The organism is Fibrobacter sp. UBA3718 (assembly GCF_002371935.1).
In the GTDB taxonomy this organism is placed as follows: Bacteria; Fibrobacterota; Fibrobacteria; order Fibrobacterales; family Fibrobacteraceae; genus Fibrobacter.
Window position 1 is genome coordinate 776 of the sequence record NZ_DFHR01000007.1, and the last position, 11,663, is coordinate 12,438.

Genomic DNA, 11,663 nt, shown 5'->3' on the forward strand with positions numbered 1-11,663 from the left:
TGCTTCTGAATTTCGTCAGCACGATCCTTCGCCTCGAAATAACGCCTTTCAGCATCATTTGCACGATCCCTTGCCTCGAAAAAGCGCTTCTCTGCATCATTTGCACGATCCCTTGCCTCGAAAAAGCGCTTCTCTGCATCATTTGCACGCTGGCGTTCCTGGTCTACGGCGATGTCGATTTCCTGCTGCCAAGTCATATAGCGTTTCCTCGTTTCGTTGTCCGTCTGGTACCACCAAATATAGAAAAGCACTTAACATACATCAAATGCGAAATGTGGAATGTGTGGTGTGAGATTTATTATTACAAGCTGTTTTAGTTATAGCGTTAAGTATTCGAATAATCGCTCGGCAAGGCGAAACAATATCTTCAAATTCCTTTGCCTCTAAATACTGAGCTTCATGCAATAATTCTAGCCAATACTCTGTTTCACCCGATTCCTTCAAAGCAATATACATTTTTGCAATAAAATCGGCCTTACTTTGAGCAAACTGCGCCTCTTTTATATTAGCGCCGATACTTGTGCCGCTACGAAGCAATTGCTTGCTAAGAACAAATTCTCTTTTACTTGACACCAAATATTGATGCAACCGTACAACCCGCAAGGCGAACGTTTTACTTAACAAGAGCACATCATTCTGTTTTGCAGTAATTCCTTTCACTCCATGTATCTTATTACCATCACACATTTCACACCTCACATTCCACACCGATTCGCCGGTCCGTGATGGGGAGCTGTTCAAAGGGTATGCGTTTGTTTTCCATTTTTCCGTTTTATGGCGGGAACGCCCCCGCAAAGGCGGATAGAGATGGCCCTATCTATACTATAAAACGATTTCGCGGCGAAAATAAGCCAAACGGGGCGTGAAAATTTTGTTTACACAAAAAAGGACGAAACGGTTCGCACACCATACTTCAAAAAACAGTTGGCAAAATCAAGGAAGCACTGTCAAACCAGGTAATTATTCTGATATTCTAGTCATCGTTATAAATTACCTCGCCGGTAGCCAATAAGGCAATACGTTCCAGGTCAAATACCTTGCCGGCCCTGCCGTCCGGCCGGTCTACCGGCTTTATGACGCAAAACGAGCCTATGCCGTAGACTATATTCACTTCCGAATACAGGTCACGATATTTCAGGGTAAAGTTGTAATTTTCCCACTCGTCATCGTCGTCGTGCCATATGAAGTCGCCGAAGGCCTGGTTATACAGGTTCTGGTAAAAGAACTCCATGCACGTCCAGATTTCTTCCTTGTCCGCGCCTTCATAGCCGTACATCAGGGATTCCTCCTCAAACGACTTTCTTTCTTTTACGAGCTCGACAAGCTTTACCAGCCAGATCCTGCCTTCGAGGCTTCCCATATCCTTTTCGACAAGGGTTTTCCGTGTCATCTAATCGCAGTCCTTGCTGATAATATACTTTTCCTTGTTTAACTTTTAGGGCTTCGCCCAGCCTATTCTAAATATATCCGATTATTGCATTATGCGCAATAGCAACACTTTGGGTGTCTGAGCCGTCCCGGATTCACACAGGCTCTTGTGGCGGAAATCCTTCGAACTCCATATCGTGGATAAAACTTACAATCTATCTAAATTATTGTTCGCTTTCCCAATTTCACGGTTTTGTCACTCAAAGCAAAAAAGCCCGTTCAATGCACGGGCTTAAAGTGTTTTGTTGCGCGGGTCATGTATCCGGCGAATCGATTTCCTTCTTGAGTTCAAGGACGGTTGACTGGGGAAGCCCCGTATTGCGGGCCACTTTTTCAACAGAATCCCCGTCCAGAAGGAAATTCTTTGCCACTTCCTTCGCCTTCTTCCGGGCTGCGCCGTACTCCCAGTACGACTTGTCGATGTCCTTCATCATGTTGCTGAGCATATGAATTATTTTGCCGAATAAGGACGAGTCGATTCGCACACCATACAGGCGTCTTCGCTTTCGTAAGCAACACTATCATGATACATTGTTTCAGGAGCTACGTCTACTTTGCCGTCGTCCCAAGTCACGATTCCGTGAAAAAGGCTAGGCTTACTGAAAACAGCCTCGTCATCAAGCACCGAGAATGCAGATCCCTTAAGAGATTTCGTATCAAACAAGCGCTTTTCACCAGTAGAAAACGTTAGCAACAGCATCCTGCCCACAAGAGGTTTTACCTCCGTGACCTTGATGTTCTCTTCAAAAGAGCCCGCATAGCAGATGCCATCCATTATAAACATAAATCCATCCTATTGCATCGGAGCAATCTTTTCAAAGTGTTCGCCTTTTACAGCTAGGTTCCATGCCTTATAGGCATCTTCCTCATGAAAAGCAAGCCAGCCCGTCACCATCTTCAATTGCTTGTGAGGAAGCGACCCGGCCAAAAGTTCGCCATCAATACCGATTACAGCCTCAAAATCCCCGTAATAGACATGTACATGAGGCTTGTTATGTTGCTTTACATCACAAAACAACATGTAAATAACCATTCCAGCAAATCGACTTAGTTCAGGCATCTTCGCTCCAAGTTTCTATTTTTGAATATAGTTTTTTGTGTTTAAAAAAACAAGTTCACTTGATGGAATACACCAACTTGTTGGCGAAATAGTGTTCTTACTTAGCAAATTATCGCGCACACACACAAAAAAAATTTCTTTACGCAAAAAGCCCGTTCAATGAACGGGCTTAAAGTGTTTTGTTGCGCGGGTCATGTATCCGGCGAGTCGATTTCCTTCTTGAGTTCAAGGACGGTTGACTGGGGAAGACCTGTATTGCGGGCCACCATTTCGATGGGAAGTCCGTCCAGAAGGAAGTTCTTTGCCACTTCCTTCGCCTTCTTCCGGGCTGCGCCGTACTCCCAGTACGACTTGTCGATGTCCTTCATCATGTTGCTAAGCATATACCTTGCACTAAAATTACACAATTTTACTTCTTTTTGCAATACCCGGAACACGGGATCGCTTGCGAATTCGCTAAAATCGCCTTCCTTGTTAAGCGTGTCGATGGCGTGGAGCCACTGGGCGATGCGACTGCGGTCACCGGCGAACTGATCGGTGTGCTTCAGGAACTTGTTCACCTCGACGAGCGTCACCGTCTGCCGTTCGAAATACACGCGCTGCTCCTGGTTGCGCAACTGCACCGTGTGGAGGTAGTTCGGCGAGCCCTTGAAGGCGTCAAAGAACTGGAAACTTACCACGTGCAGGTTTTCAAGCGGGGTGAAATCGCCCGGCTTTTCCATGCTGCCCGTAAGGCGCGCCACGTAGAGGACCAGTCGGTCACTGTACAGCGAGTCGTTGTTCTCGTGCTGGACGTCGATGGAGATGCGGTCGCGGGGCACGCCGTGGCCGCGGCCGTTGGTCAGAAGCAGGTCGGGCTCGATGCTGCGGTATCCCAGCTCACTGGGGACGTACGGGTTCACGAGCTGCGGGTTCTCAATGCGGTCCGAGCCCACGAGGTTCAACGCCGCGTTGATGAGGTCGGTCGTGAGCATCAAGTTCTTCTCGCTGGCGAGAATCTTCTTGATGCATCCGTCGTTGTAGAAATAGACGTTCCGGTGCTCATGTTCCTTGACGATTGCACCGATGTCCTGACCGTTGTCGTTTGCGGTCTTGAGTTTCTTGAGAAAGATTGCGAATTCCTCTCTTGTCATTTTATTCCGTTTTATAGCGGGAACGCCCCCGCGATGGCGGATAAGGAAGACCCTATCTATACATAAAAACGGCCGAAACGGGAAAATGTTCCAAAAATGCCAAAAAATTTTTCTTTACGCAAAAAGATCCTCGCCTACGCGAGGATGACGAAAAAGATCGCGGGGATGACGACAAACGCCCCGGCAAAACCGGAGCGTTTATGGATTGGGGTGTGGAATTTCTTACTTCACGATAATGCGGAACACGGAGCCTGCATTGCCGCGGACGAGGTAGGAGCCTGCGCGCTTGACGGAGTTCTTGGTGAGCGCGCGGAGGTCTTCGACGCCGTGGGTCGTGAATTTCGCCACGAGGCGGCCCTGCATGTCGAACACGCTGTAGTTGCGTTCGTTCTCGGGGAGCAACACCATGGGGCGGCGCGGAATGTCGGTCTTGTCGCTCGGGCCGATATCGGCCGTTTCCGTCACGTCCTTCTCGGGCTGGTTCTCGTAAATCTCCTTAATTTCCTTCTGGCCATACGGTGCAGGCGGAAGGTCGTTCGTACCGAAGTTGCGGAAACCGAGCAGCGAGTATTCGGTCGGGTCGTTCAGTTGCTTGCGGATAGGCGCAATGCGGAACTTGTGAGAGTATTCGCGGTTTGCGTTCAGACGGTATTCGTTGAGCGGTTCCGCACCCCAGCTGTTGATGCCGCCGAGGCCCATCTGACGCAGGTCGACACGCATCGTGATATCCTTGTTGCGCTTGAGTTCCCACGGAAGCTTGGTATCGGAAAGCTGTTCCGGAGTGTAGTGCTGCGCGTTGAATTCCATGCGCGGGGAGCCCACGACCATCACGCCCTTGCCCGATTTTTCGTTGGTGAGCGTCGCCCACTTCACGTCGGTGCGCTGGCCCGTTTCGCCGATTTCCATGTACATGACCGTCATGGAATCCACGAGAGTCGAGTAGATGCCCATGAAGCTGCCGCGGTTACGACCGATGTAGTTCTCGTCGGGGCCGCGACCGAAGTAGCGAACCTTTTCGTAGCCGCCCGGCACGGTGAATAGCGTACCCACGTTCGGGATGTAGCTCCTGGAGCCGTCCGGAGTAAACGAGTATTCCACCACGATATCGCCACTGCCGTACACGTAGTAGGTCATCTTCATCTTGGAACTGCCCACGTCCGGGAAGCTGAAGTTGAATGTCACCCGGGTTTCCTGCGGAGAGACTTCGTTGACTTCGGAAGTCACGGAGCGGCTCTTGCTCGCCTTGCGCCATTCGCCATGGCCACGTTCCATGTTGTAGCCCTTGTCGTTGTCGGTCGGGGCGCGCCAGAAGTTCGGGATACCGCCGTTCTTGATGATGGTATCGCCATCGAGAACATAGCTCGCAAGCGTACCCGCCTTCTCGTCGAAGGAAATCTTGAAGTCGGTTCCTTCGATGGTGAGGCCGCTCCCCCTAGAAACCCTGTGACCATCCAGAGTGCTGACATCCACTTCGGTAGACCAGAGCTGTCCCAGGTTGATGCCGAACTGTTCATGGGCGACGCTGTGACCCGCCTTGGCCCAGAGTTCATCCTTCTTCAGGCGGAAATCGATATCCAGGAAATACTCAGCACCGATTGTCGTCTCGATATCCGGCATTTCGATGGTCACTTCCTTCTTCTGCAGAGGCCCGATATTCATCTGCGAGCCGCTCAGCTTGCCGTCCTTGATAACCTTGCCGTTCTCGCGGATCTGCCAGTAGGCATCGAGGAAGTCGCCGAGGTTCTTGAACAGGTAGCGGCTCTCGATTTCGATCTTGCCCTTCGCGGCGTCGACGTTCTTCACGCGAAGCTGGCTATACTGGTACTTGACCTCCCACATTTCGGGCTGAATCTTTCTGTCCGGGAACACGAGGCCGTTCGCGCAGAAGTTGTCGTCGTTCTGCCAGTCGCCCCACATGCCGCCGAATTCCCAGTACGGAGTACCCTTGTGGTGCAGTCCCTGGTCGATGAAGTCCCAGATGAAGCCGCCAAAAGCCCGCGGGTTGCCGTAGAAGGCGTTCATGTATTCCTGGAGGTCGCCCACGGAGTTGCCCATGGCGTGTTCGTATTCGCAGAGCATCACGGGTTTGTTCGCATCCTTGTAGCCGGTAATGTAGTCGTAACCCCAGTACATCTGGCTTGTCACGTCGGCATTGTTGTTGTCGCCTTCGTAATGCACGTAGCGGGTAGAGTCGATTTCGTGGGCACGCTGGCGTTCGGAGGCAAACACATTGCCGTTACCGGCCTCGTTGCCGAGCGACCACAGGATGATACTCGGGTGGTTCTTGTCGCGCTGCACCATGCTGTTCAGGCGGTCCACCACCGGAGCGCGCCAGTCATCGCTGCTCTTGGGCAGGTCGCCGTTTGCGCCGTGGCTTTCCACGTTCGCCTCGTCAATCACGTAAATACCGTACTTGTCGCAAAGGTCGTACATTACCGGGTTGTTCGGGTAGTGCGACATGCGGAGAGCGTTGATATTGAACTGCTTCATCAGGATGATATCCTGTTCCATGCGCTCGTAGTTCACTGCGCGTCCGTTATCCGGGTCGAGCTCGTGGCGGTTCACGCCGTGGAACTTCACCGGCATGCCGTTCACCAGCAGGCGCGGGACTCCATTGTCCTTCTTGATTTCGACCGTGCGGAAACCAATCTTGTTGCTTTCGACCTGGATTATCTTGCCCGCGTTATCCTTGATGGTGAGCACCGCCGTGTAGAGGTACGGCGTTTCTGCAGACCAGCGATTCGGCTTGGCATACGGGATTTCGAAATGCACGCTCTTTTCGCCACCGTTCGCGCCGATACCCGAGACCTTCTGCGCGGTCGGGGCAATCACTTCGCTGCCGGCGTCGTTGTAGAGCGAAAGTTCCACCGTATATTCGCCCGAAGAGGAACCCGTGGAGTTGTAAATCCAGGCGGTTGTCTTCAGCAAGCCGTCAGTATAGTTGTTCGTGAGGGTAGCGTCAATCTGGAAGTCCTGAATATGGACCTCGGGCACGGCGTAGATGTACACGTCACGCATGATGCCCGAAAGGCGGATGAAGTCCTGGTCTTCGAGCCAGGAGCCGTCGCACCAGCGGAACACCTGCACCGAGATGTTGTTCTCGCCCTTGCGCAGGTACTTGTTGATATCGAACTCGTGACCCGTGAAGGAGTCTTCGGAATAACCCACGTAGTTGCCGTTCACCCACACGTAGTAGGCGGATTCCACGCCCTCGAAATGCAGGCGGATGCGCTTGCCGGCCCACTTGTCGGGTACGGTGAAGGTGCGGCGGTAGTGGCCCACAGGGTTAAAATCGGTCGGGGCGCCCGGAGCGGACACGCGGTTGTTCTGCGCCCACGGGTAAACCACGTTGGTGTAAATCGGGTGGTCGTAGCCGAGAATCTGCCAGGAACTCGGCACAGGGATTTCGTCCCAGCCGGACACGTCGTAGTTGTCCTTGTAGAAGTCGTTGTTGCGCTGGCTCGGCTTGTCCACATGGTAGAATTTCCACTTGCCCGAAAGCGTCTGGTACCATTCGGATGCATGGCGGTCGCCCTTGATGGCCTCCTGCACCGTAGTGTAGGGCATCGAGGTCACGTGCGGGTTAAGCCGGTTCACACCGAAAACGCGCGGTTTGCCGTTCCATTCGTCGTTCGGGCCGCTCTGCGCAAAAGCGGAGCCCGCAAGCGCGGCAAAAATGGCCGCACACGAAACAACCTTGGCTATTTGGGAATTCTTCATAACATCCTCTTTGTTTATTCTACACCATAAAGAAAAATACCCCTTTTTGAGGGGCATTTAAATGTCATTTCGGCAAGTTCCGTGGATATTTTATCAAGAGGGGATGGGCTTTTTAATCAAAATTCAGCCGCAAAGTCCGGATTCCGAGCGATTTTCCCCGAACCGAAACCATGATAGCGAAATGCCCCCTGCCGAGTCCGGAAAGGTCCATCACGGCCGATTCCCCGGCAAACGCGGAGCGCATCACCTCGTTTCCCTGCATGTCGAATATGCGGACCGTCTTTGTCCCGCCCGTTCGGGCATTCACGGCCAGGCGGCGGCCATCTAGCGACATGGAGAATTGCGGAGGCACCTGCGTCTGCACGGCAAACGTGGCCGACGAAACCGCTTCTGCCGAGCTACTGGACTTGACCGTCTCGGAACTGCTGGAGACGGCCTCCACCGAGCTGCTGGACTGCGACGACGAAGATCCCGCAGACGAAGCCGGGACCGGCGATTCGCATTTTGCGACCTTGACGGATGCGTCCAGAGTAAAACATACAAACGAATCATCCGCCTTCACGAAGTTGAATACGCCCGGAACCGGAGAGGCCGTTTCCGACTTGTAGACCAGCGGCGAATAGGAAGTCTTGGAGCCCCATGTTCCACTCAACAGCGACGCCTTGATATCGACGCGGTTAAAATTGCCCATTCCGTTGATATTGTTGTTTTCCCAGGCCTCCAGCTCGTACTTGATATACCAGACCCAGACCCCGTTGTAGGCGTAGTCCTGCCCATGCGTAATGCCGGTATCGTATCCCTTTGCCGGGCGGTATTCCACAATAAAGTATTCATCCTTGTCGGACGGGTTCGTGACCGAATACGCCTGGCCCTGGTCGATATCGCCAAGCATGATTACGCCCGTATCCGCGGTCGTGAGTTCCGAAAGCGTCATCCAGCCCATCGTCTCGCGTTCGAACGCATTGAACTTTGCAGGGATCCGTCCGTTTTCATTATACATTCCCAACGACATCAGGTCGTAGGAGGCGGCACCCAGTTCATCTTCGCCCGAATCCCTTACCCCGTAATGGTCCATAAGCCCAAGCACATGCGCAAACTCATGGACAAAGATGCCGAACTTGTTCAAGTTGCCCGCCCTGTACAAATCGTTGTCGGCGTCTTCGAGCTGGGCGATCAGGAGATACTTGTCAAAGACATAGCCGAAATTGTTCGGCTTGTATCCGAAAGGAGCACGGAACACGTTGTTCGAACCATTGGCCTGCATCCAGAACTGGTGCGCCCAGAAGTCCTCGCTGTAGACCAGGACATCCTCTTCGCGTCCGGGGAACAGGAAAATAAAGCCGTCCACCAGCTTCTTGTTCCTGTTCGACACGTATTTGTCCACGTCGAAATCCGCACGCTTCACGAGCAGGTCAACCCCCTCCTTCGTCAATTCGTTTTCGTAGAGCGAGTCGTTTGCCGAATTCACATACTGCACAAGCTCTTTAGAAATCGTGATGGGGAAAATGTCGAAATGCGGGCTGAAGTTACCGTTGGAAGATTCCAGATAGAAATCGCGCACGCTGCCGATGTTCCCTTCGCTATCGGAATAGCCTTCCTCGTTAAAAAAACGCCACATCCTTGCAGAATCGACAGCGGCCTGTTTCGGGGTCGAGACCAGCAGCACGGGGAACCACCTCTCGCCCATCACCCAGTTTTCGGCACGCGGGCGCTTGCGCTTGACGGCGGTACCCGTCGCATCGTAGGAATAGTCAGCCGCGACAGCGTCGTATGCCACGTTCTGATTCCGGAAGCGTTCTCCCTTTTTTGCCCTGTAGGCCTCGCGGGCGGCCGCCTGGTCAATACCGGCGACAAAAGCCGTTTCGCGGGAATCGCGGAGCGCAGGGTCCTTCGCCTTCACTCCCGAACGCAGGCCGTCATTGCCGACGTAGACGAAATCCCCCGCGGAATCGCGTTCCACGAGCAGCCCGTCGGCGGTCTGCACAAAATGATAATGTTCATCGCCCAAGGTGCGCACGCTCAGCGTCGAGCCGTCGGACTGCACATGCTTTTTTACAAAGGGGTTTGCCGGATGCGCGAGAGCACCCGTCACGCACAAAGCGGATACAAGCAACGTTGTCTCAAGCAGTTTCATCGGATACCTACCATTCTATAGCCCAGCGATTTCCCTGCCGCATCCACGCGCACAATCAAGAAACCGCTCCGTGAAACAAGCGAACGCGACTTACGGAGGTTTACGCCATGCGACATTCCATCAAACGATTCCGCAAAGACCAGGTGCCCCTGCATGTCAAAAAGCCGCACCGTTTTCGCTCCCGCCACCGGGGCAAGCACATTCAGCATTCCGCCTTCGTAGCGCACCTCGAAACCCACGTGCGGCACGGCGTCCGCGGCAATCCGTTCCGTAGCCGAAGAAGAAGCCACGTCCGTCGACGAACTGCTGCGCCACGGCCACCGGAAAGAAGAACTCGACGAGGAACTCATTACGGCGCTGCTGGAACTCTCCACAGAACTGCTCGAAGCTACGGAGCTGCTAGAAACCACGAAACTGCTCGAGCTTTTTGCAAGTTCGCAGTTGCCGACAGCGACGGATCCGTCTACGGCAAAGCACACTAGGTCGTCCTGTTCCTTTATATTGAAGAGTCCCGGAAACACTTCCACATTCTTCCACGAAAGCACGGGCGAAAGTTTCGTCACGTTCTGGCTTCCGGGGAACGGGTCATCCTTCAAGTGCGACCCGCCGTAGGATGAAGAGGCAAAGCCGTCGTAGTAGTCCGTCACGCGCAGGTTTCCCGCTTCCACGACATCCACGCGCTGGTGCCTCGGCACATCGTTGAGGTTGTCATCGGTCCACGAATTCGCATCGTAGTCGATATGCCACACGAGCAATCCATGGTTCGGGAGGGCGGCGTCCCACTTGACCTTCTGGCGGTTCTCGAACACGAACCACTCGTTTTTGCTCGCACCCGCATGGTAGGCAAAGTTGCTCGTACCGAGCGGCGGGAGCGTTTTCACTTCGGAATCTTTTTCGAGAGTCGTGTATTCGAGCCAGCCCATGAAATTCCGTTCGAAAGCGCTATAGTTCGGAGGATTGTTCTGCCCGTTATACATGCCGGTCGCCATCACGTCCCACGCGTGCGCACCCGGAGCCTGGGTATCGGAATTGGAATAACTTATGTAGCAACTGTCGCTCCATACGCAGTAATGGTCCCTGAGTCCCATGGTATGGCTGAACTCGTGGATAAACCTCTCGAAGATATCACCGACCTGGTTCAAAATAAAGTAATTGTTAAATCGTTTCCCGTTTCCGGCACTCAGTCTTCCGCAAGCGTTCCACCGAAGTTCATACTGGAACCCGCCCAGGTGAGAATCGCCCGACTCGACGATGTTCCCCGCATACAGGACCGCAAAGGCATCGACCTCGCCATCATTATCGGAATCGTAGGCACCCGCATCGAACGACGGATATTTCGACAAGACCGCGGCAATCGTCTTTTGGATCAGCTGATATTCCACGCCAATATAATTCCGGAAAGAATCGCTGACCTTGACGATATAGAGGTCGAAAGACGGAACGAATAGTCCTCCCGACTGGTCTATGAAGTAATCGCGGATCGAGCCGACGTAGTTCTTCGCCTTGTAATTTTCCTGGTTCATGTAGGCATACGTACTGGCGGAATCCGCATTCGTCGTGTTGTTGTCTTCTACCAGGAATACGGGAAAGCGGTTCGTGCCATTCGCATGCGAATATGCCGCCGGAAGCCTCAGGACAGGCGGGACATCTTCTGCGGCGGAAGCGGATGCATTAGCACCCCCAGCGGCGTCCGGACTTTTCGCCGTGGGCACCCAGGAAGCGCGTTTCGATTTCTGCCTGGAATCGGGCCGTTTGTACCTGTCGGGGTGCTTTTCCCTGTGCCTGTCGCGGACCTTCTGGTTGTCGAGGCCGTTCAGGAACGCCTTTTCTTCGGCAGTGCGCCTTGCGGGATTTTTCGCCTTGAACCGGGAACGTTCGGCATTCTCGTCCGCAAAGAAGAACACTCCGTTCGAATCGCGCATCACGAGGAAGCCGTCTTCTGTCTGCGTGAAACGGTAATGTTCGTCGCCGAGCGTACGGACAGAAAGGGAATCGCCATCGTTATCGATAGTCCTGAGCACGGGATTCGAGGGATAGGCAAACGACATGGCCGTCAGCCCAGCGCACAAAGCCGAGCAAAAGAAAAACTTGTCAAGAGAATGGGTTCCCATTACCAAACCGCTCCTTTACATTCATCAAACAGCATTATAAATATATCCTCGGATACGTGCAAAAACAATCGCACGAA

At 53.2% G+C, this 11,663-nt stretch carries 10 protein-coding genes; all 10 read right to left on the reverse strand.

Annotation, left to right across the window (positions count from 1 at the left end; translation table 11 throughout):
* Nucleotides 1-197, reverse strand: a 197-nt coding sequence (locus B4A77_RS01830) for an alanine-zipper protein (protein ID WP_290737785.1), incomplete at its 3' end; no start/stop codon positions are given.
* A 64-nt stretch (nt 198-261) separates the two neighbouring features.
* The gene (locus tag B4A77_RS01835; RefSeq protein ID WP_290737788.1) at nt 262-660 is read right to left on the reverse strand and encodes a four helix bundle protein; all 399 of its coding nucleotides are present in this window, start codon (nt 658-660) and stop codon (nt 262-264) included.
* Between the two features lie 313 nt (nt 661-973).
* Complete coding sequence (locus B4A77_RS01840; RefSeq protein WP_290737790.1) at nt 974-1,390, reverse strand: hypothetical protein; 417 nt, start codon at nt 1,388-1,390, stop codon at nt 974-976.
* 292 nt (nt 1,391-1,682) lie between these two features.
* On the reverse strand, nt 1,683-1,874 hold the full coding sequence (locus B4A77_RS01845) for a hypothetical protein (RefSeq protein WP_290737793.1): 192 nt from the start codon (nt 1,872-1,874) through the stop codon (nt 1,683-1,685).
* Between the two features lie 5 nt (nt 1,875-1,879).
* Complete coding sequence (locus B4A77_RS01850; protein ID WP_290737796.1) at nt 1,880-2,212, reverse strand: DUF2442 domain-containing protein; 333 nt, start codon at nt 2,210-2,212, stop codon at nt 1,880-1,882.
* Between the two features lie 9 nt (nt 2,213-2,221).
* Nucleotides 2,222-2,488, reverse strand: coding sequence for a DUF4160 domain-containing protein (locus B4A77_RS01855; RefSeq protein ID WP_290737800.1), 267 nt, complete (start codon nt 2,486-2,488; stop codon nt 2,222-2,224).
* Between the two features lie 191 nt (nt 2,489-2,679).
* Nucleotides 2,680-3,621 (reverse strand): PD-(D/E)XK nuclease family transposase, encoded by a 942-nt coding sequence (locus B4A77_RS01860; protein WP_290737803.1) that lies wholly within the window; start codon nt 3,619-3,621, stop codon nt 2,680-2,682.
* A gap of 222 nt (nt 3,622-3,843) precedes the next feature.
* On the reverse strand, nt 3,844-7,341 hold the full coding sequence (locus tag B4A77_RS01865) for a glycoside hydrolase family 2 TIM barrel-domain containing protein (protein ID WP_290737807.1): 3,498 nt from the start codon (nt 7,339-7,341) through the stop codon (nt 3,844-3,846).
* Nucleotides 7,342-7,453: 112 nt separating this feature from the next.
* A complete protein-coding gene (locus tag B4A77_RS01870; RefSeq protein ID WP_290737810.1) occupies nt 7,454-9,475 on the reverse strand; it encodes a M6 family metalloprotease domain-containing protein in 2,022 nt (673 codons plus the stop codon).
* A complete protein-coding gene (locus B4A77_RS01875; RefSeq protein ID WP_290737813.1) occupies nt 9,472-11,586 on the reverse strand; it encodes a hypothetical protein in 2,115 nt (704 codons plus the stop codon). The genes B4A77_RS01870 and B4A77_RS01875 overlap by 4 nt, the downstream gene beginning before the upstream one ends.
* Nucleotides 11,587-11,663: the final 77 nt, after the last annotated feature.